Source organism: Rhodoferax potami (genome assembly GCF_032193805.1).
Lineage (GTDB): Bacteria > Pseudomonadota > Gammaproteobacteria > Burkholderiales > Burkholderiaceae_C > Allorhodoferax > Allorhodoferax potami_A.
In genome coordinates this window covers 711865-734097 of the sequence record NZ_JAVBIK010000001.1, presented here as the reverse complement: position 1 = coordinate 734097, position 22233 = coordinate 711865, and the positions used below count along the sequence as shown (strand labels likewise).

General features: G+C 59.3%; 21 protein-coding genes and 1 tRNA gene. 13 read left to right on the top strand and 9 right to left on the bottom strand.

The genetic code is table 11. The features are described 5' to 3' along the window. Positions 1-31 precede the first annotated feature (31 nt). The 8 genes from RAE19_RS03475 to RAE19_RS03440 all read right to left on the bottom strand — a co-directional run bounded on the left by RAE19_RS03475 (position 32) and on the right by RAE19_RS03440 (position 10643). On the bottom strand, positions 32-2866 hold the full coding sequence (locus RAE19_RS03475) for a molybdopterin-dependent oxidoreductase (protein WP_313873608.1): 2835 nt from the start codon (positions 2864-2866) through the stop codon (positions 32-34). Between the two features lie 6 nt (positions 2867-2872). Continuing rightward, complete coding sequence (gene nirD / locus RAE19_RS03470) at positions 2873-3259, bottom strand: nitrite reductase small subunit NirD (RefSeq protein WP_313873607.1); 387 nt, start codon at positions 3257-3259, stop codon at positions 2873-2875. Between the two features lie 75 nt (positions 3260-3334). After that, positions 3335-4132: a type IV pili methyl-accepting chemotaxis transducer N-terminal domain-containing protein gene (locus tag RAE19_RS03465; RefSeq protein WP_313873606.1), complete on the bottom strand. Its 798-nt coding sequence runs from the start codon at positions 4130-4132 to the stop codon at positions 3335-3337. Between the two features lie 17 nt (positions 4133-4149). Next, positions 4150-6606 carry a nitrite reductase large subunit NirB gene (gene nirB, locus RAE19_RS03460; RefSeq protein WP_313873605.1) on the bottom strand — a complete coding sequence of 819 codons (2457 nt, stop codon included), beginning with the start codon at positions 6604-6606 and terminating at the stop codon, positions 4150-4152. A gap of 11 nt (positions 6607-6617) precedes the next feature. After that, entirely contained in the window at positions 6618-7451 is an 834-nt protein-coding gene (locus RAE19_RS03455) for an ABC transporter ATP-binding protein (RefSeq protein ID WP_428983960.1), read from the bottom strand. Next, a complete protein-coding gene (ntrB, locus tag RAE19_RS03450; RefSeq protein ID WP_313873604.1) occupies positions 7448-8380 on the bottom strand; it encodes a nitrate ABC transporter permease in 933 nt (310 codons plus the stop codon). The genes RAE19_RS03455 and ntrB overlap by 4 nt, the downstream gene beginning before the upstream one ends. Before the next feature lie 12 nt (positions 8381-8392). Then, positions 8393-9637: a CmpA/NrtA family ABC transporter substrate-binding protein gene (locus tag RAE19_RS03445; RefSeq protein WP_313873603.1), complete on the bottom strand. Its 1245-nt coding sequence runs from the start codon at positions 9635-9637 to the stop codon at positions 8393-8395. A 358-nt stretch (positions 9638-9995) separates the two neighbouring features. Then, positions 9996-10643 (bottom strand): ANTAR domain-containing response regulator, encoded by a 648-nt coding sequence (locus tag RAE19_RS03440; RefSeq protein WP_313873602.1) that lies wholly within the window; start codon positions 10641-10643, stop codon positions 9996-9998. Positions 10644-10748: 105 nt separating this feature from the next. Here RAE19_RS03440 and tsaD point away from each other — a divergent pair, with 105 nt between their 5' ends. Further along, positions 10749-11804 (top strand): tRNA (adenosine(37)-N6)-threonylcarbamoyltransferase complex transferase subunit TsaD, encoded by a 1056-nt coding sequence (gene tsaD / locus RAE19_RS03435; RefSeq protein ID WP_313873601.1) that lies wholly within the window; start codon positions 10749-10751, stop codon positions 11802-11804. Positions 11805-11894: 90 nt separating this feature from the next. Here the strand turns inward: tsaD and RAE19_RS03430 are convergent, their stop codons facing one another. After that, positions 11895-12284 (bottom strand): Hsp20/alpha crystallin family protein, encoded by a 390-nt coding sequence (locus tag RAE19_RS03430; RefSeq protein ID WP_313873600.1) that lies wholly within the window; start codon positions 12282-12284, stop codon positions 11895-11897. A 323-nt stretch (positions 12285-12607) separates the two neighbouring features. Here RAE19_RS03430 and rpsO point away from each other — a divergent pair, with 323 nt between their 5' ends. The 12 genes from rpsO to nuoF all read left to right on the top strand — a co-directional run bounded on the left by rpsO (position 12608) and on the right by nuoF (position 22221). Then, complete coding sequence (gene rpsO / locus RAE19_RS03425; protein WP_293659965.1) at positions 12608-12874, top strand: 30S ribosomal protein S15; 267 nt, start codon at positions 12608-12610, stop codon at positions 12872-12874. Positions 12875-13092: 218 nt separating this feature from the next. Next, positions 13093-15198: a polyribonucleotide nucleotidyltransferase gene (gene pnp, locus RAE19_RS03420; RefSeq protein WP_313873599.1), complete on the top strand. Its 2106-nt coding sequence runs from the start codon at positions 13093-13095 to the stop codon at positions 15196-15198. A gap of 68 nt (positions 15199-15266) precedes the next feature. Next, on the top strand, positions 15267-16280 hold the full coding sequence (locus RAE19_RS03415; protein ID WP_313873598.1) for an NAD(P)H-quinone oxidoreductase: 1014 nt from the start codon (positions 15267-15269) through the stop codon (positions 16278-16280). Next, positions 16277-17017: a triose-phosphate isomerase gene (tpiA, locus tag RAE19_RS03410; protein ID WP_313873597.1), complete on the top strand. Its 741-nt coding sequence runs from the start codon at positions 16277-16279 to the stop codon at positions 17015-17017. Before RAE19_RS03415 ends, tpiA begins: the two co-directional genes overlap by 4 nt. A 33-nt stretch (positions 17018-17050) precedes the next feature. Then, the gene (secG, locus tag RAE19_RS03405; protein WP_313873596.1) at positions 17051-17395 is read left to right on the top strand and encodes a preprotein translocase subunit SecG; all 345 of its coding nucleotides are present in this window, start codon (positions 17051-17053) and stop codon (positions 17393-17395) included. A gap of 116 nt (positions 17396-17511) precedes the next feature. After that, positions 17512-17596 (top strand) — tRNA-Leu (locus RAE19_RS03400). 65 nt (positions 17597-17661) lie between these two features. Further along, positions 17662-18021, top strand: coding sequence for an NADH-quinone oxidoreductase subunit A (locus RAE19_RS03395; RefSeq protein WP_313873595.1), 360 nt, complete (start codon positions 17662-17664; stop codon positions 18019-18021). 4 nt (positions 18022-18025) lie between these two features. Then, positions 18026-18505 (top strand): NuoB/complex I 20 kDa subunit family protein, encoded by a 480-nt coding sequence (locus RAE19_RS03390; protein WP_313873594.1) that lies wholly within the window; start codon positions 18026-18028, stop codon positions 18503-18505. 5 nt (positions 18506-18510) lie between these two features. Beyond that, positions 18511-19119, top strand: coding sequence for an NADH-quinone oxidoreductase subunit C (locus tag RAE19_RS03385; RefSeq protein ID WP_313873593.1), 609 nt, complete (start codon positions 18511-18513; stop codon positions 19117-19119). An 11-nt stretch (positions 19120-19130) separates the two neighbouring features. Beyond that, positions 19131-20384 carry an NADH-quinone oxidoreductase subunit D gene (locus RAE19_RS03380; RefSeq protein ID WP_313873592.1) on the top strand — a complete coding sequence of 418 codons (1254 nt, stop codon included), beginning with the start codon at positions 19131-19133 and terminating at the stop codon, positions 20382-20384. 11 nt (positions 20385-20395) lie between these two features. Beyond that, entirely contained in the window at positions 20396-20872 is a 477-nt protein-coding gene (gene nuoE, locus RAE19_RS03375) for an NADH-quinone oxidoreductase subunit NuoE (RefSeq protein WP_430962511.1), read from the top strand. Further along, positions 20869-22221: an NADH-quinone oxidoreductase subunit NuoF gene (nuoF, locus tag RAE19_RS03370; protein WP_313873590.1), complete on the top strand. Its 1353-nt coding sequence runs from the start codon at positions 20869-20871 to the stop codon at positions 22219-22221. The genes nuoE and nuoF overlap by 4 nt, the downstream gene beginning before the upstream one ends. Positions 22222-22233: the final 12 nt, after the last annotated feature.

Genomic DNA, 22233 nt, shown 5'->3' with positions numbered 1-22233 from the left:
CGGTGAAGCCTGATAACTTTCGGCTATGTTCTTATGCATCAGCCGGCACTGCCGCCATCGGCGTCGCCTTGACCATGCGCTGCAATTGCGGAATGCAGGAACCGCAATTGGTGCCGCATTGCAGGGTTTTTTGCAGTTGGCCTAGGCGCTCGGCGTCGTTGCCGGTGCAGCGCGACAGTGTGTCGGTGATGGCGATATCGCTCACGTTGAAGCAGGTGCACACGGTTTTGCCTTTGCTGAGCACCGGCAGGGGCGCTTGGGCGCCGCCAGCCAATAGGGCGCGGCCGTAGTTCTGGGCGGGTTGCTCTTCGCGCAGCAGGGCCGCCATCCAGTCGCGGGCTTGGGTATCGCCACTGAGCAAAAAGCCTTCCAGTGTGGCGTTGACCGTGCTGCGCTGTAGCCGCACCACACGGCGCTGGCCGCGCTTGGGGTCGGCATAGCGTACGGCGTCTGGCCCCTGCAGGTCCAACAGGGTCTCGATCTGCGCCAGCAGCGCATCATCCGGCGGAGCGCTGCCTGCCGCGCGGAACATCACGCCGGTGCGCCCAGCTTGGCCTAGTGCGGCATCGTTGCCGAACAATACGCAGCTGGCGAATTCAAAGCGGGCCATCAAGGCCTGCAGCTTGGTGCGGCGGGCCAGCACTAGGTCGGCGGGCAACCAGGCCAGAGCTGTCACGCCCCAGGGCATGTCGGCCTTGAGCACTTTGACGGCAGCGTGTTTGAGCTCGGGTTGTTTGGAGTCAGGGCAAAACACGGGGCTGGTCAGCGCGTTCACGCCGCCCAAGCGCTCGCCGGTGTTGCTCTGGCCGCTCAAAAACTCGTCGCCCCAGTGCATGGGCAGAAATACTTGGCTCAAGCCCACTTCGGTGCTGGCCTGCACCGGCGCGAGGATGGAGCCGCGCTTGCTGGTGATGTGCACCAAATCGCCCTCGGCCAAGAGGCGGCGGGACATGTCTTGTGGGTGCATGTGCAAGGCAGGCTCGCGCACGTGGCCGAACAAGCGGCCCAGGGTGCCGGTGCGGCTCATGCCGTGCCACTGGTCACGCAGGCGGCCGGTGGTCAGGGCGAAGGGGTAGCGCGCTTCGCGTTGCTCTGCCACCGGGGTGTAGGGCGCGGCTACAAAGCGGGCGCGACCGGTGGGCGTGGGGAAGACGCCGTCCTCATACAAGCGCACTTTGCCGCTGGTGGTGCCTTCGGGCATGGGCCATTGCAGTGGGGTTGCTTCCAGCTGCGCGTAGCTCATGCCGGTGATGTCGAGGTCCCGGCCCCGGGTGCTTTCGCGGTGCTCGTTCCATACCGACTCGGGCGTGGGGTAGGGGAACAGGGTGGGCAAGGCGGGTGTGCGGCCCAGTGCCGACTCCAAGCGCTGCGCGAAGTCCACAGCAATCGCCCAGTCGTGGCGCGAGCCGTTGTCTTGCGGGCCGGGTGCCGCGACTGCGGCGCGCACTCGGGAGATGCGGCGCTCGCTGTTGGTGACGGTGCCTTCCTTCTCGCCCCAAGTGGTGGCTGGCAGCAGCAGGTCGGCGTAGCGGGCGGTGGCGGTGGTGGCAAAGGCTTCTTGCAGCACCACGAACTCGGCGCGCTCCAAGGCGCGGCGCACGGTGGCCTGGTCGGGCAGGCTCTGGGCCGGGTTCGTGCAGGCAATCCATAGGGCCTTGATCTCGCCATCGGCCGTGGCTTGGAACATCTCGATCGCGGTTTTGCCGGGCTTCTCGGGCACGTTGGGCACACCCCAGAGTGCAGCCACCTCGGCGCGGTGGGTGGGGTTGGCCAGGTCGCGGTGGGCGGAGAGCAGGTTGGCCAAGCCACCCACTTCGCGCCCGCCCATGGCATTGGGCTGGCCGGTCAGGCTGAAAGGGCCGGCGCCCGGCTTGCCGATCTGGCCGGTGGCCAAGTGCAGGTTGATGAGCGCGGTGTTTTTAGCGGTGCCGGCGCTGGACTGATTCAAGCCCATGCAATACAAGCTGAGGGTGGCGCTGGACTGCGCAAACAGGCGCGTGGCCTCCATCAGCTCTGCTTTGCGGATGCCGCAGACGGCGGCGACCGCATCAGGCGTGCAGTCGCGCACCAGCGCCTTGAGTGAGTCAAAGCCTTCGGTGTGGGCGGCAATGTAGGCCGCGTCGGTCCAGCCTTCCCACAGCATGAGGTGCAGCATGCCGTTGAACAGCATCACGTCCGTGCCGGGTTGGATTTGCAGGAACAGGTCTGCAGCCTCGGCGGTGTCGGTGCGACGCACGTCCACCACCACGATCTTCAGCGCGGGGTTGGCGGCCTTGGCGTCTTCAATGCGGCGGAACAGGATGGGGTGGGCATAGGCGGCGTTCGAGCCAGCGATAAACAGCGTGCTGGCCAGCCCGAGGTCTTCGTAACTGGCAGGTGGCGAGTCGGCACCCAGTGTTTTTTTGTAGCCAGCCACCGCGCTGCTCATGCACAGGCGGGAGTTGGTGTCGATGTTGTTGGTGCCGATCAGCCCTTTGGCCAGCTTGTTGAAGACGTAGTAGTCCTCGGTGAGCAACTGGCCGCTCACGTAAAAGCCCACAGCGTCTGGCCCGTGGTCGCGGATCACTTGGGCAAATTTCGTGGTGGCGGTGTGCAGCGCGCTGTCCCAGGTCACTGGCTCAGGCGCGGCACCACGCTGCAGGCGCTGCAGGCGCTGCAGGGGTTGCAGCAAGCGGGTTTGCAGGGTGACTTCGGCGGTCGCCGTCAGGTGCAGCGTGCTGCCCTTGGAGCACAGCCGCCCGAAGTTGGCCGGGTGCTGTGGATCGCCTTTGACTCCAGTGATCTGGTTGCCGGTGCTCTGGATGATGACGCCACAGCCCACGCCGCAATAGGGGCAGGTGCTTTGGGTTTCCTTGACCAAATCCATGGTGCGTCAGGCTGCGGTGGTGGGGCGTGGTTTTGGCCCCGCGATGGGGCGCACCAAATCGGTGCCGTGATTCTGAAGCTCGGCTGCATTGAGGTACACCAAGCCCTCTTCCAGCTTCACGCTGAATTTGGGTGTGCAGCCCTCATCAGGCGCGCTGGCCTGGCCGTCGCACAGGCCGATGGTCCAGTTGTGCAGCGGGCAGGCCACGCTGGTGCCGAACACAATGCCTTGGGAGAGCGGGCCGCCCTTGTGCGGGCAGCGGTCCAATAGCGCAAACACTTCGTCCTGGCTGTTGCGGAAGACGGCGACATCGAGTCCAGTGCTGCGTTCCACGCGGCGGGAGCCCAGCACGGGGATGTCTTCGAGGGTGCAGATGCGGGTCCATTCGGTCATGCGGTTTCTCCTGAATGCTATTGTTTTGATAGCTATTGGCGCAAGTGCTGTTTGCGCCAGAGGCTTATTTGGTGTTTATGAGGTTTTGATGGCCGCATACAGGCCGGTCACCCGGTCCATCACGGTGAGCAGGTTTTCGCTGGCCAGGTACACATCCGCCATCGGGCGTGGGCGTTGCGCGCCCTCTTGCAGGTTCTGCAAGGCGTTGTCAAAAAACACCCACTGGGCGTCGCCGAGGGTCAGCTCGTCTTTGATGCGCGAGGTAGCTTCCGGTGCGCTTTTGAGCAGCTGCATCGCTGCGGTGAATTCGCTGCGCGCCTTGTTGAGCTCCATGCCCGCGGTCGCAGCATCCACCGGCAAGGTGGTGGCCAGGTAGTACTTGGCCATGCGCTGGCTCAGCATGCGCTGGCGCCCTGCGACGTTCACCAGTTTGCCCACCGGCTTGGCCAGTGCCGCCTCGTACTGCTGTGTGCCCTGGTGGGCCAGTGCCAGCACCTTGGCGTCTTGCTGCAGCAGGGCGGCCGCGGCCTCGCGGGTTGGTGCTTTGCCAACCAACAGGGTTTTGTAGTCGCTCCAGGCGCTATCGAGCTTGGTGTAGGTGGCCAGCACCTCGGGGTTGGGCGCAAAGGCTTTGAGCTCTAGTAGCTGCCGGTCGAACAGGGTGATCGACTTGTCCAGCACCAGCTGGGCGCTGGTTTTCTCCACGCTCAGCAGCATGGCCAGCCAGGCCTTGCCCATGCGCTGGCTCAGCATGCGCTGGCGGCCGGCTTTGTTGATGGCGTCGCTCAGGTCCGCCACCTGCGCGTTTGCGGCGGGCAGGGCGAGTGCCAAGGCACTCGCAGCGGCGGCTGTGATCAGGCTTCGGCGTTGCATGTCGGCTCCTCCCATGCTTAGGCGACGGCCACCGGCGCGAACTGGCGGGTGTCGACCTGTGCGTCCTGAAAATCGAACCACGGGTCGGGCTCACCGTCGAGTGCGAACAGCAGCTCTTCGTTCAGGGCCTTGCGGCCTTCGGCGTCCTCCAAGATGCGCTTCTTCACATAGTCCAGGCCCACACGGCTGACAAAATGCACCGTGCGCTCCAGGTACCAGCCCTCTTTGCGGTAGAGCTGCATGAAGGCGCCGGTGTACTCCAGCACTTCCTCGGCGGTTTTGAGCTTGACAAAGAAGTGCGCCACTTCGGTTTTGATGCCACCGTTGCCTGCGATGTACATCTCCCAGCCGCTGTCCACGCCGATGATGCCCACGTCCTTGATGCCGGCCTCTGCGCAGTTGCGCGGGCAGCCGGACACGGCGTATTTCACCTTGTGCGGGGCGTACATGCGCCAGTGGGCGCGCTCGAGGTCTTTGCCCATCTGGGTGCTGTCCTGAGTGCCCATGCGGCACCACTCGCTGCCTACGCAGGTCTTCACCGTGCGCAAGGCTTTGGCGTAGGCGTGGCCGCTGGGCATGCCGATGTCTTGCCACACGGCTTGCAAATCTTCTTTCTTGACGCCCAGCAAGTCGATGCGCTGGCCGCCGGTGACTTTGACAGTGGGGATCTTGAACTTGTCCACCGCGTCCGCAATGCGGCGCAGCTCGTCAGCAGTGGTCTCTCCACCCCACATGCGAGGGATCACGGAGTAAGTGCCGTCTTTCTGGATGTTGGCGTGGCTGCGCTCATTGATGAAGCGGCTTTGCGGGTCATCCTTGGCGAGCTTGGGCCAGCTGGAGATCAGGTAGTAGTTGAGCGCAGGGCGGCAGCTGGAGCAACCGTTGGGTGTCTTCCAGCCCATGTTCTTTTGCACCTCTGCAATCGTGAGGTACTTGTTGGCGAAAATGGCATCGCGCACTTCCTGATGGCTGTGGTCGGTGCAGCCGCACATGGCCTTCTTCTTGGGCGTGGCCGAATAGTCGCCACCGGCGGTGAACATGATGATCTGCTCCACCAAGCCAGTGCAAGAGCCGCAGGATGCGCTGGCCTTGGTGTGCTTTTTCACCTCGTCCAGGGTGAACAGGCCTTTCTCTTTGATGGCCTTGCAGATGGTGCCCTTGGTGACGCCGTTGCAGCCGCAGACCTCGTCGCTGTCGGCCATGGCGGCAGCCTTGTTTTGGCCCTGGTGGCCCACGTCGCCGATGTTGGCGCCGCCTTCGCCGAACATCAGCTTGTCGCGGATGTCGGCCACATTGCGGCCCTCGCGCAGCAACTTGAAGTACCAGCTACCGTCCACCGTGTCGCCGTACATGCAGGCGCCTACCAGCTTGTCGTCTTTAATGACCAGCTTTTTATAGACGCCGCCGAAGGGGTCGCTCATCACGATTTCTTCAAACCCTTCACCGCCCGTGAAGTTACCGGCCGAGAACAGGTCGATGCCTGTGACCTTGAGTTTGGTGGAGGTCAGCGAACCCTGGTAGCGGCCGATGCCGTACTCGGCCAAGTGGTTGGCTGCCACTTTGGCCTGCTCAAACAGGGGCGCGACCAGGCCGTAAGCAATGCCGCGGTGGGCAGCGCATTCACCCACGCTGTAGATGCGCGCGTCGGTCACGGTTTGCATGGTGTCGGTGACCACAATGCCGCGGTCTACATGCAGGCGCATGCTTTGCGCCAGCTCGGTGTTGGGGCGAATGCCCACGGCCATGACCACGAGGTCGGCAGGTACCTCGGTGCCGTCTTTGAACTTAATGCTCTTCACTCGGCCGTCTTCACCGCCCACAAGCTCCTGCGTTTGCGCACCCATCAGGAACTTCAGGCCACGTTCCTCCAGCGACTTCTGCAGCAGGCCGCCGGCCACGGTGTCGAGCTGGCGCTCCATCAGCGTGGGCTGCACATGCACCACGGTGACTTGCATGCCGCGCAGCATCAGGCCGTTGGCCGCTTCCAGGCCCAGCAACCCGCCGCCGATGACGACTGCGTGTTGGTATTTGGTGGCCGCCTCGATCATTGCGTTGGTGTCGGCAATGTCGCGGTAGGCGATCACACCTTGCAGGTCCTTGCCGGGCACGGGCAGGATGAAGGGGTTGGAGCCGGTGCAAATCAGCAAGCGGTCGTACTCGGCCTCGGTCCCGTCCGACGCCTTCACCACGCGTTTGACGCGGTCCACCTCGGTCACTTTTTTGCCGGCATGGAGGGTGATGCCGTTCTCGGCGTACCACTCAAATGCGTTGAGCACGATCTCGTCCAAGGTCTGCTCACCGGCGAGCACGGGGCTCAGCAAAATGCGGTTGTAGTTGGGGTGCGGCTCGGCACCGAAGACCGTGATGTCATACAGGTCCGGTGCGACCTTGAGCAGCTCTTCAATGGTCCGCACACCGGCCATGCCGTTGCCGATCATCACGAGTTTTTGTTTTGTTTTAACGCGCATGTCCATGATGTGGCTCCTCAAGCGGCTTTTTCGACGTGGGCTTGGCGGGTGTACAAAAAGTCAATCACCGCCTTGCGGTAGCCCAGGTACTCCGGGCTATCAGCCAGGGCTACGCGGGATCTAGGGCGGGGCAGGTTCACGCTGAGCACCTCGCCGATGGTGGCGGCGGGGCCGTTGGTCATCATCACGATCTTGTCGGACAGCAGCACGGCCTCGTCCACATCGTGGGTCACCATGACCACGGTGCTCTCAGTGCGGGCCACGATCTCCAGCAACTCGTCTTGCAGCTTGGCGCGGGTCAGCGCATCGAGCGCGCCGAAGGGCTCGTCCATCAACAGCACTTTGGGCTCCATGGCCAGCGCACGGGCAATACCCACGCGCTGCTTCATGCCACCGCTGATCTCACCAGGGCGCTTTTGGGCGGCTGCCGTCAGGCCCACCAAGGCCAGTGCAGCATCGGTGCGAGCCTTGAGCTGCGCTTTGGTCTCCGCCGGCGCGCCGGGATTGCGGGTGCCGAACACGCGCTCCACGCCGAGATAAATGTTCTCGAAACAGGTGAGCCAGGGCAGCAGCGAGTGGTTCTGGAACACCACGGCGCGCTCGGGCCCGGGGCCGGCAATCTCGCGGCTGGCGCAGATCAGTGAGCCCTGGGTGGGCATGGTCAAGCCGGCAATCAGGTTCAGCAAGGTGGACTTGCCGCAACCGCTGTGCCCGATAAGGGCTACAAACTCGCCCTTGGCTACATTGAGGTTGATGTTGCGCAGCGCCGGGAACAGGCCCTTCTTGGTCTTGAAGGTTTGGTCCACGCCCTGGATTTCGATGTACTTGGCGTTCATGGATTCGATGCTCATGACTTCACCTCTTCAAATGTGAATGCAGTTGCCAACTTGATCAGGGCGAACTCCAACAAAAGGCCCACGATGCCGATCACGAAGATGGCGATGATGATGTTCTTGACGTTGAGGTTGTTCCACTCGTCCCACACCCAGAAGCCGATGCCTACGCCGCCGGTCAGCATCTCCGCGGCCACGATCACTAGCCAGGCTGTGCCCACCGCCAAGCGCACACCGGTCAACATGTAAGGCAGCACGGAGGGGAACAGGATCTTGGTGACGATCTTCCACTCGCTGAGGTTGAGCACGCGGGCCACGTTCATGTAGTCTTGCGGCACGCGCTGCACACCCACTGCGGTGTTGATGATCATGGGCCAGATGGAGCAGATGAAGATGGTCCAGATGGCGGCGGGGTTCGCACCCTTGAACACCAGCAAACCAATCGGCAACCAGGCCAATGGCGACACCGGGCGCAGCAGGCTGATGAGCGGGTTGAACATGCGGCTCAAAAACTCAAACCGCCCGATCAAAAAGCCCACCGGAATACCCACTACCGCGGCCAGACCGAAGCCCAACGCGACGCGCTGCAGCGAGTACAAGATGTTCCAGCCCACGCCCTGGTCGTTCGGCCCCTTGCTGTAAAACGGGTCGCTGAAGATCACGACAGCCTGCTTCCAGGTCTCCAGCGGGCTGGGGATGGAGCTGGCCGTGCCGATGCTCACCATGGCCCAGATGCCGATCAGCAGTGCCAGCCCGAAGCAGGGTGGCAACACCTTGAGCATCAGGCCGCTCCAATCAAAGCCAGGCGCAGCGGCGGGTGCCAGTACGCTTGTTTGGGCAGACTTTGGGGCCTTGGCGCCCGTCAAATCTGCACTGGTAGCTTCTGTTTTGATAGCAGTGCCGTCGTCGGCAGTGGCTATCGGCGAATGAAAAACGGCGCTGACCATGGTGGGGCTTCCTTATGCTTTGATCTTGAAACCGTCGGCGTATTTCTTGGGATCCTTGCCTTCCCATACCACGCCGTCCATCAGCTTGCTGCTGCGCATATCGCTCTTGGGCAGCGGGGTCTTGCTGGCCGTGGCGGCTTGTTTGTAGATGTCGATTTGGTTGATCTGCTTGGCCACGGTCAGGTAGTCAGGGTGGTCTTTGAGCAAGCCCCAACGCTTGTGCTGGGTCAGGAACCACATGCCGTCCGACAGGTAGGGGAAGTTGACCGCACCGTCGTTGTAAAACTTCATGAAGTTCGGGTCGTCCCAGGTCTTGCCCATGCCGTTCTGGTAGCGGCCCAGAATGCGCTGATTGATCGCGTCGACGCTGGTGTTGACATAGCTCTTGTCGGCAATCGTTTCGGCCATCTTGTTTTTGTTGGACAAGCTGGCGTCAATCCATCTGCCAGCCTCCAGAATGGCGGCGGTCACGGCGCGGGCGGTGTTGGGGTACTTTTTGACAAAGTCGCCGGTGGTGCCCAGCACTTTTTCAGGGTGGTCTTTCCAGATGTCCTGTGTGGTTGCGGCGGTCACGCCGATGCCGTCAATGATGGCGCGGTGGTTCCAGGGCTCGCCCACGCAGAAGCCATCCATGTTGCCGACACGCATGTTGGCCACCATCTGGGGTGGCGGCACGGTGATGACCTTGGAGTCCTTCATCGGGTTGATGCCATTGGCCGCCATCCAGTAGTACAGCCACATGGCGTGGGTGCCTGTGGGGAAGGTCTGGGCAAAGGTGTACTCGCGCTTTTCTGCGGCCATCAGTTTGGCCAGGCCCGGGCCGTCCACGGCGCCCTTGTCCGCCAGCTTCTTGGACAGAGTGATCGCCTGGCCGTTGTTGTTGAGGGTGGCCAACACGGCCATGTCTTTCTTGGGGCCGCCGATACCGAGGTGCACGCCATAGACCAGGCCATACAACACGTGTGCAAAGTCGAGCTCGCCGCTGACCAGTTTGTCGCGCACACCGGCCCAAGAGGCTTCTTTGCTGGGGATGATCTTGACGCCGTATTTCTGGTCAATGCCCAACACCGAGGCCATGACCACGCTGGCGCAATCGGTCAGCGGGATAAAGCCGATCTTGACTTCGGTTTTCTCTGGCGCATCCGACCCTGCGGCATACACCACCGAACGCAGGGCAGGGCTGATGCCCGCGGCACCGACGGCTGCAGTTTGCAGAACCGCGCGGCGGCTCAGTTTGGCTTTCAGAAGATCTGTCATAGAACTCGCTCCAGAAGGGTTAAACACACAAAACAAAACCAGAAAACAAAAAAGGCGTCCACACAGGCCCCGATGCGCTGTGCGCTCTCGAAGCTGTGGGGACGCCTTTGTCCTTATGCATTCACCCTGCCCGCCGTTGGACGGGGCGTTTGCATGACCGTTGCCGGTCTTGCTAGAATCAATGCAATGTCTGTGCCAACTGTTGTGAGTGCCCGTTTGCTATGAAAAAGAGAGCTACCTGCGCAATTTATTCGGGCGTTAGGTGCACTTTTTATTCATAACCGCTGGGTGGGCGGGTTCACGGTGTGTGGATGCACTGCTTGTGTGCAGTGCACCATTTCAGGCCTTGTGCCTTCGTTTAGCCCAGCAGGTCGGCGACATCCAGCATGCGCTGGGCGACCTCGACGATCTTCAGGTTCTTGTCCATCGCGGTTTTACGCAGCTTGGCGTAAGCGGCCTCCTCGGAGAGGGACTGGCGTTGCATCAACAGGGCCTTGGCCCGGTCGATGACCTTGCGGTCTTGCAGGGCGCTGGAGAGCTCGTGGAGCTCGTTGCGGGTGTCGGCCAGTTCGCGGCGCAAGGCCTGCTCTTGTTCAAAGCGGGCCATCGCGACATCGAGGATGGGTCGGATCCGCTCTGGCTGCAAGCCGGCCACGATGTAGGCCGATACCCCGGCTGCCACCGCCTCGCGGGCGGTGCGGCTGTCGTGGTCGTTGGTGAACATCACGATCGGGCGGCGCTCGTCCCGGGTGGCCATGACCACATGCTCAAGGGCGTCGCGGGCGTCACTCTCGGCATCCACAATGACCATGTCGGGCTGGAGTTGCGCCAGCCGTTCGGTCAAAAACACATCGGCCGGCAAAGAGGCGATCAGGTTGAAACCACTTTCCAGCAATCCGATGCGCAGGCTGCGCGAGCGGTCGGCCTGGTCTTGCGCATGGGTGTCCTCGGGGTCTTGCACCGCCAGGTCTGAGGTAATCACAACGATGCGCAGGGGTTCTGTCATGGGCTGGTGAATTGCAAGATTCGCGCCAATTGTCTGTGAATCGCGGTGGGTCTGGCCGGGTTGGAGGGGCATCCTCTACACTCGGCGCCTCTAAAGGAATCAAGCATGCTGGTGTTGGGGATTGAGTCTTCGTGTGACGAAACTGGGGTGGCGATGGTGCAGTCACAAGGCGATGCTGTGCCCACGCTGCTGGCACACGCCCTGCACAGCCAGATCGAGATGCACCAGGCCTTTGGTGGCGTGGTGCCTGAGCTGGCCAGCCGTGACCATATCCGCCGTGTGCTGCCCTTGACCCGACAAGTGTTGAGTGAGAGCGGCCGCAGCCTGCAAGAGGTGGATGTGGTGGCCTACACCCGCGGCCCCGGATTGGCTGGTGCCTTGCTGGTGGGGGCGGGTGTGGCGTGTGCATTGGGCGCGGCACTGGGTAAACCGGTGCTGGGCGTGCACCACCTGGAAGGGCATTTGCTGTCGCCGTTTTTGAGTGAAGACCCGCCAGAGTTCCCGTTCGTAGCCTTGTTGGTATCCGGCGGGCACACCCAGCTGATGCGGGTGGACGGCGTCGGGCGCTACGAGCTGCTGGGCGAGACCATCGACGATGCGGCGGGCGAGGCCTTTGACAAATCCGCCAAGCTCATGGGGCTGGCCTATCCCGGCGGGCCCTTGCTCTCCAAGTTGGCCGAGTCGGGTGACCCGAAGGCGTATGCCTTGCCGCGCCCTTTGTTGCACAGCGGCAACCTCGATTTTTCATTCGCCGGCCTCAAAACCGCCGTGCTGGTGCAAAGCCAGCGCATGTTGGCTGCCGGCGGCGTCACCAGTTTTCAGGCCCTGCCTGCGCAACAGCAGGCGGATCTGGCGGCATCCACGCAAGCCGCGATTGTGGAGGTCTTGCTGAAGAAGTCGGTCACGGCCTTGAAGCAAACCGGTCTCAAGCGCCTGGTGGTGGCCGGTGGCGTGGGGGCCAACCGCAAATTGCGGGAGCAGCTCAATGCCGAGTGCGCCAAGCGCGGCGTCCGGGTGCATTACCCCGAGCTGCATTTGTGCACCGACAACGGTGCCATGATCGCCATGGCCGCTGCGATGCGGCTGCAAAGCGGCTTGCAAAGCGCGGTGACCGACTACGCGTTTGACGTCAAGCCGCGCTGGTCCCTGCATTCCTTGTGAAAAGAGCCTCCGGCGCTTGCAAATCAAGCGCGGGAAGCTCCTTTTTTGATAGCGCGTGCACGTGAGTGCAGCGCTGGGGCGTGGGGTGACTTACTGGATCGTGAGCTCTGCCGAGGTATCCACGGGTACCTTTTTAGCCAATTTGAGCGTGAGCACGCCGTTTTCGAGTTTGGCCTCGCTCAAGGCGCTGTCCACCTCTTGGGGCAGCTCGTAAGCGGCGCGGTAGCGGCGGGGGGCATCGTCCTTGCTTTGGATGCGGACAACCGCACCGTCAATCGCGATGCGCAGGTGCTCCTTGGCGATACCGGGCATGTCCAAGCTCAGGGTGAAGCTGGTGTCGTCCTGGGTGTAGGTGGTGCCGGCTTGGCGGGCTGAGAGGAGTGCGTCGCTCAAAAAGCGCTCGACCGCATGAGCACTGCCGGAGTGGGCAGGGCGGCGCAAAGAGGCTTGAAAGGCGGCGGGTGCAGTGGCGAAGAACATGATGGGATTCCTTATCTTGCGCGGCGCTCACCGTGATTGCCGCTTGTTCCCTAACTGAGCGCGGCGGGGTGCAATTCAAGTCAATCTGTAGGAATTTAAACCCTAAAAATGCCCCTTGAAAATGGCGTCAAAGGCGTTATGTGGCGCGGGTTTGCAGGGCGTTTGCTGCGCAAGGGCAAGCGCAATCCGGAGCGCGTCGGCTGAAGCCGTGCTTCGCGGAGGGCGTGCTTCGGGCTATAATCGAACGGCTTTGCATTGGGCAAGGCGCACGCCAAGAGCCATTCCAGCACCTGGCGCAAGTCAAAACACAAAAGGAAAAACACATGATCGCTTCCAGCATCAAAGCTGCTGTTGTCAAAGACAACGCCCGTTCCGCTACCGACACAGGTAGCCCAGAAGTGCAAGTAGCACTGCTGACAGCCCGTATCAACGAGCTGACACCCCACTTCAAGACCCACGCTAAAGACCACCACGGTCGCCGCGGTTTGCTGCGTATGGTGAGCCGTCGCCGTAAGCTGTTGGACTACTTGAACTCCAAGGACCACGACCGCTATGTGGCCCTGATCGCCAAGTTGGGTCTGCGTAAGTAAGCGACTGACTGAATGACGAACGCCTGAGTTAGGTCACTAGCTCAGGCGTTTTTTACTTCGGAGACCGCAAAAACAGAACGAAGCTGTGTCATTCCAAAGCCGTTGCCCCAAATGGGCAGTGTTTCTGGAATGGCATCGTGGACTGTGTTGTGGAATCCGGGCTGTGGCGGGATGGCCTGCATCCCCCAATAAAACTCGATACTCACAGGAGAACCACCATGAGCATTTTCAATAAAGTTACCAAGACTTTCCAATGGGGCCAACACACCGTCACCATGGAAACCGGCGAAATCGCACGCCAGTCCACCGGCGCTGTGCTGTTGGATATGGACGGCACCGTGGTTTTGGCCACTGTGGTCGGGAAGACTGAAGGCAAGCCCGGTCAAGACTTTTTCCCCTTGACTGTTGACTACCTGGAAAAGTCGTACGCCGCAGGCAAGATCCCCGGCAGCTTCTTCAAGCGCGAAGGCCGCCCCAGCGAATTTGAAACGCTGACCAGCCGTCTGATCGACCGCCCCATCCGCCCCCTGTTCCCCGAAGGCTTCTTCAACGAAGTGCATGTTGTGGTGCACACCGTGTCCTTGAACCCCGAAGTGGATGCTGACATCGCTGCCATGATCGCAGTGAGCGCGGCTCTGTCCGTTTCCGGTATCCCATTCAACGGCCCGATCGGCGCAGCCCGCGTGGGTTACGTCAACGGCGAATACGTGTTGAACCCCGGTCAGACCGCACGCAAGGACTCCATCATGGACTTGGTGGTTGCCGGTACCGAAGCCGCTGTGTTAATGGTCGAATCCGAAGCACAACAGCTGTCCGAAGAAGTGATGTTGGGCGCTGTGGTCTACGGCCACGAGCAGAGCAAGGCTGCCATCAACGCCATCCACGAACTCGTGCGTGACGCCGGCAAGCCCGTGTGGGACTGGAAGGCTCCTGCCCGTGATGAAGCCTTGATCGCCAAGGTCGATGCCCTCGGCAAAGACAAGCTGGTTGCCGCGTACCAAATCCGTAACAAGCAAGCCCGTACCCAAGCCTGCCGCGCTGCCTACGCAGACGTGTTCGCCGGTTTGAAGGCCGACGGCGTCGAGTTTGACAGCGTCAAGGTCGAAGGCATGCTGTTTGACATTGAAGCCAAGATCGTGCGCGGCCAGATTTTGGCGGGCGAGCCCCGTATTGACGGTCGCGATACACGCACTGTGCGCGCTATCGAAATCCGCAACGGCGTGCTGCCCCGCACCCACGGCTCTTCCTTGTTCACACGTGGCGAAACCCAGGCTTTGGTGATCGCCACCTTGGGTACCGAGCGTGATGCACAGCGTATCGACGCTTTGAGCGGTGAGTACGAAGACCGCTTCATGCTGCACTACAACATGCCTCCCTTCGCCACCGGCGAAACCGGCCGCGTGGGTACGCCCAAGCGCCGCGAAATCGGTCACGGCCGTTTGGCCAAGCGCGCTTTGGTCGCTGTGTTGCCTAGCAAGGAAGAGTTCCCTTACTCTCTGCGCGTGGTGTCGGAAATTACCGAGTCCAACGGCTCGTCTTCCATGGCTTCCGTGTGCGGTGGCTGCTTGTCCCTGATGGACGCTGGCGTGCCTTTGAAGGCGCATGTGGCCGGTATCGCCATGGGCCTGATCAAGGAAGAAAACCGCTTCGCGGTGTTGACCGACATCTTGGGTGACGAAGATCACCTGGGCGATATGGACTTCAAGGTTGCTGGTACTACCAACGGTATCACCGCGCTGCAGATGGACATCAAAATCCAAGGCATCACCAAGGAAATCATGCAAGTGGCTTTGGCTCAGGCCAAGGAAGCGCGCGTGCACATCCTGGGCGAAATGCAAAAGTCCATGGCGGAAGCGCGTACGGAAGTGTCCAACTTCGCGCCACGTCTGTTCAGCTTCAAGATCAACCCCGAAAAGATCCGTGACGTGATCGGCAAGGGTGGTTCCGTGATCCGGGCATTGACCGAAGAAACCGGCACCCAGATCAACATCGAGGAAGACGGCACGATCACCATCGCTTCCAGCGATCCTGAGAAGGCAGAACTGGCTAAGAAGCGCATCGAGCAGATCACGGCTGAAGTCGAAATCGGCAAGGTGTACGAAGGCCCGATCACCAAGATCTTGGACTTCGGTGCGCTGGTCAACCTGCTGCCCGGCAAGGACGGCTTGTTGCACATCAGCCAGATCGCTCACGAGCGCGTCGAGAAGGTCACTGATTACCTGTCTGAAGGCCAGATCGTCAAAGTCAAGGTTTTGGAGACTGACGAAAAGGGCCGCATCAAGCTGTCCATGAAGGCCTTGATCGAGCGTCCTGCGCAAGAGTAAATCGTTGGTCTGCTATTGATTTGGTAGCTGCTCGCGCAACCCTGGCGGGCGCTGCCGGTCAATTCGATATGCGAGCATTTGAAATATCCTCTCCCGGTGCGCCGGACGTTCTGCGTCTGGTGGATCGGCCTGCGCCTATTGTGGGGGCAGGGGAGTTGCTGATTCGTGTAGCGGCCAGCGGCGTTAATCGTCCGGATGTGTTGCAGCGATTGGGCAAATATCCTGCGCCCGCCGGCGCCTCGGACATTCCGGGTTTGGAGGTCGCTGGGCATATCGTTGATGGGGATCGTGCGGCGCTTGCGCTTGCCGGTTTGGATATCGGGACTCCCGTGTGCGCCCTCGTAGCGGGTGGCGGCTATGCAGAGTTCTGCGTCGCACCGATTGCGCAGTGCCTGCCAGTGCCCGATGGATGGACCTTGGTGGAGGCCGCCAGCCTGCCGGAAACATTCTTTACCGTCTGGTCGAATGTGTTCGACCGCGGCGCATTGAAGGCCGGCGAAACCTTGTTAATCCAAGGGGGCAGTAGTGGTATCGGGGTGACTGCGATCCAACTCGCTAAGTCACGTGGTGCCACTGTGATCGTCACGGCGGGCACGGACGAAAAGTGCGAGGCTTGTATGGCTCTGGGCGCAGACCAGGCGATCAATTATCGGACAGACGATTTTGAGGCGCAGGTCATGGGCTTGACCCAAGGGCGTGGCGTCGATGTGATCCTGGATATGGTGGCGGGTTCATACCTCGGCAAAGAAGTGAACTGCTTGGCGGACGATGGGCGATTGGTGTTGATTGCCGTTCAGGGCGGTGTTCACGCGGAGGTCAATGCGGGTGCCATCTTGCGCAAGCGCTTAACGGTCACCGGTTCTACGTTGCGCGCGCGCCCTGTGGCATTCAAGGCTTCTATCGCCAAGGCCTTGCGCCAAGAGGTGTGGCCCTTGTTGTCGCGTAAAGAGGTGCGTCCTGTGGTTTTTCGACAATTTGCTGTATCCGGGGCCGATGGCGGCACGGCTGCTGCTGCCGCACACAGTGTGATGGAAAGCAACGCCCATATCGGGAAACTTGTGTTGAATTGGGAATCTGCATGAAAAAGAAACTGATTGCGGGCAATTGGAAGATGAACGGCAGCGCAGCTGCCAATGCGGCTCTTGTAGAGGCCTTGCGCGCAGGCCTCGCGGGAGCGTCCTGCCAGATGGCGATCTGCGTGCCAGCGGTGTACTTGTCGCAAGTGGCGCAGCTCGTTCAAAACTCGGACATCGGTTTGGGTGCACAAGATGTGTCCGCGTATGACTCCGGTGCCTACACGGGTGAAATCTCCGCGGCTATGTTGCGTGAATGTGGTGTGCGCTATGTGATAGTGGGGCATTCTGAGCGGCGTCAGTACCACGGCGAAACCGATGCTACTGTGGCGGTGAAAACCCAAAAGGCCTTGGCTGCTGGTGTAACCCCCATCGTATGTGTGGGTGAAACCTTGGCTGAGCGTGAAGCCGGCAAGACCGAAGAGGTTGTCAAGCGTCAGCTGGCAGCCGTGATTCACACCAACGGGCATTGCATCAGCGAAATTGTGGTCGCCTATGAGCCTGTCTGGGCGATTGGCACCGGTAAAACTGCCACACCCGCGCAAGCCCAAGAAGTTCATGCAGTGCTGCGGGCTCAGCTTCTGGCTGCAACACCGCATGCAGAACGCATGCACATCTTGTACGGTGGCAGCATGAACGCATCGAATGCTGCGGAACTGCTCGCGCAAAAAGACATTGATGGTGGTTTGGTGGGTGGAGCTTCTTTGAAAGCGCCCGACTTTCTAGCGATTGCAGCCGCCGCTTGAACTATTTTTTGAATTTGAATCAAGGAGAAATTTATGAACGTTGTGATTACTATTATTTTGAGCATCCAGTTGCTGTCGGCGATCGCGATGATCGGACTGATTTTGGTTCAGCACGGCAAGGGTGCTGATATGGGTGCTGCTTTTGGTAGCGGCGGATCCGGCAGCTTGTTCGGTGCAAGTGGCAGTGCGAACTTCCTCTCTCGCACAACCGCAGTTCTGGCCACGGTGTTTTTTGTTTCGACCCTTGCGTTGGCTTACTTCGGCAACCTCCGCTCATCCACTTCCGGCTCCGTGCTTGAAGCGATTCCCGCAGCGCCGGTCGTTGAAACAGTGCCAGCGGCCCCTGCATCGGGTGCTGCGCAAATTCCTGCAAAATAAACCCCGCTGAAATCCCTGTATCTGCCTGCAAGGCAGAGAATTTCAGGGTAAACTCTAGGGCTGATGAACGAGCAAATGCCGCAAGGCTCCTCACGCAAATTCATCGGCTGAGAGCCGCCGTCGTGGTGAAATTGGTAGACACGCTATCTTGAGGGGGTAGTGGCGAAAGCTGTGCGAGTTCGAGTCTCGCCGACGGCACCAGAAAGAAATCAGCTTGCGCAGGTTCTACCCCTGTGGCAGGCATTTATGGTGATCAGAATCTCAAGATGAACCTCGACCAATATCTCCCCGTTTTGCTGTTCATCTTGGTCGGTATCGGCGTAGGCGTTGTGCCCCAGATCTTGGGGTACATCCTTGGGCCCAACAAGCCTGATGCTGCCAAAAACTCCCCCTATGAATGCGGTTTTGAAGCGTTTGAAGACGCTCGGATGAAGTTCGACGTCCGCTACTACCTCGTTGCTATTCTCTTTATTTTGTTTGACTTGGAAACAGCGTTTCTGTTTCCATGGGCGGTAGCCCTCAAGGAACTCGGTCTGTTCGGGTTCTTGCTCGGTGTCGAGTTCGTGGTTATTTTGACTATCGGATTCGTCTACATGTGGAAAAAAGGCGCATTGGACTGGGAGTAACGCAATGATTGAAGGCGTTTTGAAAGAAGGCTTCGTCACGACGAGTTACGACTCTGTAGTGAACTGGGCAAAGACCGGTTCCATCTGGCCGATGACATTTGGATTGGCCTGTTGCGCTGTGGAAATGATGCACGCTGCGGCAGCGCGTTATGACATCAGCCGCTTTGGTTCCGAAGTGTTTCGCGCGAGCCCTCGCCAGTCAGATTTGATGATTGTGGCAGGCACACTGTGCAACAAAATGGCCCCTGCGCTGCGCAAAGTCTACGACCAGATGTCGGAGCCGCGTTGGGTGATCAGCATGGGTTCGTGCGCCAATGGCGGTGGTTATTACCACTACAGCTATTCGGTGGTGCGGGGATGCGACCGCATTGTCCCGGTGGATGTCTATGTGCCAGGCTGTCCTCCAACCGCTGAAGCCTTGGTATACGGAATTTTGCAGCTACAGCAAAAAATCCGTCGTACCGAAACCATCGCACGGGCCTGAGAGATATGACTATTTATTCAGTGAGTCCTGAGGCAACACTGGCCGCGGTTCAAGCGGCTTTGGGCGATAAGGTAAAGCAAATTTCGATAGCGCTTGGCGAAGTCACCGTACAAGTGGCCCCGGCAGACTATTTGGAAGCTGCACTGTCTCTCCGTGATGCGCCTGGTTGCCAGTTTGAGCAGTTGATTGACCTGTGTGGGGTTGACTACTCAGAGTACAAAGATGGCGCGTACGAAGGTGCTCGTTTCGCTGTCGTCTCGCATTTGTTATCCATCAGCTTGAATCAGCGCTTGCGTTTGAAAGTGTGGGTCGCAAACGATGACATGCCGGTTATTGCGTCGGTAAATTCGATTTGGAACTCTGCGAATTGGTTTGAGCGTGAAGCTTTTGACTTGTTCGGTATTCTTTTCGAAGGTCATGATGACCTCCGCCGCATCCTGACGGATTACGGCTTCATTGGTCACCCATTCCGCAAGGACTTTCCGCTCAGTGGGCATGTTGAAATGCGCTACGACGCGGAACAAGCGCGTGTGGTGTATCAGCCTGTCACGATCGAGGCTCGGGAAATCACACCACGCATCATCCGTGAAGACAATTACGGAGGCCTGCAGTAAGCAGAACCAGCATGGCTGAAATTAAAAACTACACTTTGAACTTCGGTCCGCAGCATCCTGCGGCTCACGGAGTTTTGCGCCTCGTCTTGGAGTTGGATGGCGAGGTGATCCAACGTGCGGATCCGCACATTGGTTTGTTGCATCGTGCGACTGAAAAGTTGGCCGAAAGCAAAACATATATTCAATCCTTGCCGTACATGGATCGTTTGGACTACGTGTCCATGATGTGTAACGAGCATGCATATTGCCTGGCTATCGAAAAGCTGTTGGGCATCGAGGTACCGATTCGTGCGCAGTACATCCGGGTGATGTACTCGGAGATCACCCGACTGCTAAACCATTTGATGTGGCTGGGCTCGCACGGTAACGATTGTGGTAGCTCGACGATTCTGATTTACACCTTCCGCGAGCGGGAGGATCTCTTTGACATGTACGAGGCCGCCAGTGGCGCCCGCATGCATGCTGCGTACTTCCGTCCAGGCGGTGTCTACCGTGACCTGCCGGATACCATGCCCCAATTCAAGGCCAGCAAGGTTCGGAATGCCAAGGGCATCGAGGAACTGAACGCCAATCGCAAGGGTTCGTTGCTGGACTTTATCGACGACTTTGCACAGCGCTTTCCGGCTTGTTTGGATGAGTACCACACTCTGCTGACCGAGAACCGGATTTGGAAGCAGCGCACTGTCAATATCGGAATTGTGTCGCCTGAGCGTGCGTTGAATATGGGTTTCTCAGGCCCTATGCTGCGTGGGTCTGGCATCGGTTGGGATTTGCGCAAAAAGCAGCCCTATGACGCTTATGACAAAGTTGAGTTCGATATTCCTGTCGGGAAGACTGGCGATGTCTATGACCGCTATCTCGTCCGCATGGAAGAGATGAAGCAGTCCAATCTCATCATTAAGCAGTGCGTGGATTGGCTCAAAGCCAATCCTGGTCCCGTCATTACGGACAACCATAAAGTGGCACCCCCTTCTCGCGAAGCGATGAAGTCGAGCATGGAAGAGCTGATTCACCACTTCAAGTTGTTCACAGAAGGTTTCCGTGTGCCTGAAGGTGAAGCTTATGCCGCAGTGGAGCATCCGAAGGGAGAGTTCGGTATCTACATCGTCAGTGATGGAGCTAACAAACCTTATCGTTTGAAAATTCGACCCCCAGGATTCGTGCATTTGGCCAGTTTGAACGAGATGGCAAAGGGTCACATGATTGCCGATGCTGTTTCCATTATTGGAACCATGGATATTGTTTTTGGAGAGATTGATCGATGATCTCCGCTGAAATGAAATCGCGTTTTGATCGCGAAGTTGCGAAGTACCCATCTGAGCAAAAGCAATCCGCAGTCATGGCTTGCTTGGCGATAGTTCAGCAGGAGCTGGGCTTCGTGAGCACCGACAGTGAAAAAGTGATTGCTGAGCATTTGTCCATGGCGCCCATGGCAGTGCATGAGGTCACTACGTTCTACAACATGTACAACAAGCGTCCGGTTGGCAAGTTCAAGTTGAATGTATGCACGAACCTGCCATGCCAGTTGCGTGACGGCCAAAGAGCCCTCCATCATTTGGAGTCCAAACTCGGAATCCATATGGGGGAAACCACTGCTGATGGCCTATTCACACTCCAACAGAGCGAGTGTTTGGGCGCTTGCGCCGACTCTCCGGTGATGTTGGTGAATGACCGCGCGATGTGCAGCTTCATGACGAACGACCGGCTTGATCAGTTGGTTGATGAACTGCGTGCCTCGGGAGGCCAAGCATGAGTGCCGACAGCATCCTCGCAAAATTCAGCGCTTCCGGCGCTGAAACTTGTTTTCATGATCGCCACATCGAGCCTCAAATTTATGCAGGTTTGAATGGCTCTAACTGGAGCCTCCAAGACTACGTATCTCGTGGCGGCTACCAAGCATTGCGCAAGATTTTGGGCAAAGACGGTGGCGAAGGACTGACCCAAGACCAAGTCATCGCCACGGTGAAAGAATCGGGCCTTCGTGGTCGCGGTGGCGCAGGCTTCCCAACAGGGTTGAAGTGGAGCTTCATGCCACGTCAATTTCCGGGCCAGAAGTATTTGGTTTGCAATTCTGATGAAGGCGAGCCCGGCACTTGCAAAGATCGCGACATCTTGCAATTCAATCCGCATATCGTTATCGAAGGTATGGCCATCGCTGCCTATGCGATGGGTATCTCGGTTGGGTACAACTACATTCACGGCGAAATTTTTGCGTCCTACGATCGTTTTGAAGCTGCACTCGAAGAAGCCCGCGCTGCAGGTTTTCTTGGCGACAGCATCATGGGCAGCAACTTTAACTTCCAATTGCATGCTGCACACGGATTCGGCGCGTACATCTGCGGTGAAGAAACAGCGTTGTTGGAGTCCCTAGAGGGCAAAAAAGGTCAGCCACGTTTCAAGCCGCCGTTTCCTGCAAGCTTTGGCCTCTACGGCAAGCCGACCACGATCAACAACACAGAGACTTTTGCGGCTGTGCCTTGGATCATCCGTAACGGTGGTCAGGCCTATCTTGAGTGCGGCAAGCCTAACAATGGTGGGACCAAGATCTACTCCGTAAGCGGAGACGTAGAGCGTCCGGGTAACTACGAAGTTCCGATGGGCACACCTTTTGCAAAGCTGCTCGAGTTGGCTGGTGGTGTTCGCGCGGGTAGACAGTTGAAGGCAGTCATTCCAGGCGGATCTTCATCGCCCGTATTGCCGGCGTCCATCATCATGGAATGCACGATGGACTACGACTCGATTGCCAAGGCAGGGTCGATGCTTGGGTCTGGTGCCGTGATCGTGATGGATGACAGTCGTTGTATGGTGAAGGCTCTGCAGCGCTTGAGCTATTTCTACATGCATGAATCCTGTGGTCAGTGCACCCCATGCCGGGAGGGCACGGGCTGGTTGTCCCGAATGGTGGATCGCATTGAGGGAGGACAGGGTCGTCCAAGCGATATGGATCTGTTGGACAACGTTGCCGAAAATATCCAAGGACGCACAATTTGCGCTCTGGGTGATGCGGCGGCTATGCCTGTGCGCGCCATGATTAAACACTTCCGGCACGAATTTGAGTACCACGTGGCGAACAAGACCTGCATGGTCCCTGCCTACGTTTGAGCGAGTCCACAA

Bases quoted from the DNA above. Each gene is read 5' to 3' on its own strand.
- RAE19_RS03390 (WP_313873594.1), top strand. From the start codon at position 18,026: ATGATTGAAGGCGTTTTGAAAGAAGGCTTCGTCACGACGAGTTACGAC.
- nirD (WP_313873607.1), bottom strand. From the start codon at position 3,259: ATGACCGAATGGACCCGCATCTGCACCCTCGAAGACATCCCCGTGCTG.
- RAE19_RS03395 (WP_313873595.1), top strand. From the start codon at position 17,662: ATGAACCTCGACCAATATCTCCCCGTTTTGCTGTTCATCTTGGTCGGT.
- RAE19_RS03380 (WP_313873592.1), top strand. From the start codon at position 19,131: ATGGCTGAAATTAAAAACTACACTTTGAACTTCGGTCCGCAGCATCCT.
- pnp (WP_313873599.1), top strand. From the start codon at position 13,093: ATGAGCATTTTCAATAAAGTTACCAAGACTTTCCAATGGGGCCAACAC.
- RAE19_RS03415 (WP_313873598.1), top strand. From the start codon at position 15,267: ATGCGAGCATTTGAAATATCCTCTCCCGGTGCGCCGGACGTTCTGCGT.
- RAE19_RS03475 (WP_313873608.1), bottom strand. From the start codon at position 2,866: ATGGATTTGGTCAAGGAAACCCAAAGCACCTGCCCCTATTGCGGCGTG.
- rpsO (WP_293659965.1), top strand. From the start codon at position 12,608: ATGATCGCTTCCAGCATCAAAGCTGCTGTTGTCAAAGACAACGCCCGT.
- RAE19_RS03445 (WP_313873603.1), bottom strand. From the start codon at position 9,637: ATGACAGATCTTCTGAAAGCCAAACTGAGCCGCCGCGCGGTTCTGCAA.
- RAE19_RS03465 (WP_313873606.1), bottom strand. From the start codon at position 4,132: ATGCAACGCCGAAGCCTGATCACAGCCGCCGCTGCGAGTGCCTTGGCA.
- nirB (WP_313873605.1), bottom strand. From the start codon at position 6,606: ATGGACATGCGCGTTAAAACAAAACAAAAACTCGTGATGATCGGCAAC.
- nuoF (WP_313873590.1), top strand. From the start codon at position 20,869: ATGAGTGCCGACAGCATCCTCGCAAAATTCAGCGCTTCCGGCGCTGAA.
- RAE19_RS03455 (WP_428983960.1), bottom strand. From the start codon at position 7,451: ATGAGCATCGAATCCATGAACGCCAAGTACATCGAAATCCAGGGCGTG.
- nuoE (WP_430962511.1), top strand. From the start codon at position 20,396: ATGAAATCGCGTTTTGATCGCGAAGTTGCGAAGTACCCATCTGAGCAA.
- RAE19_RS03430 (WP_313873600.1), bottom strand. From the start codon at position 12,284: ATGTTCTTCGCCACTGCACCCGCCGCCTTTCAAGCCTCTTTGCGCCGC.
- secG (WP_313873596.1), top strand. From the start codon at position 17,051: ATGAACGTTGTGATTACTATTATTTTGAGCATCCAGTTGCTGTCGGCG.
- tsaD (WP_313873601.1), top strand. From the start codon at position 10,749: ATGCTGGTGTTGGGGATTGAGTCTTCGTGTGACGAAACTGGGGTGGCG.
- tpiA (WP_313873597.1), top strand. From the start codon at position 16,277: ATGAAAAAGAAACTGATTGCGGGCAATTGGAAGATGAACGGCAGCGCA.
- ntrB (WP_313873604.1), bottom strand. From the start codon at position 8,380: ATGGTCAGCGCCGTTTTTCATTCGCCGATAGCCACTGCCGACGACGGC.
- RAE19_RS03440 (WP_313873602.1), bottom strand. From the start codon at position 10,643: ATGACAGAACCCCTGCGCATCGTTGTGATTACCTCAGACCTGGCGGTG.
- RAE19_RS03385 (WP_313873593.1), top strand. From the start codon at position 18,511: ATGACTATTTATTCAGTGAGTCCTGAGGCAACACTGGCCGCGGTTCAA.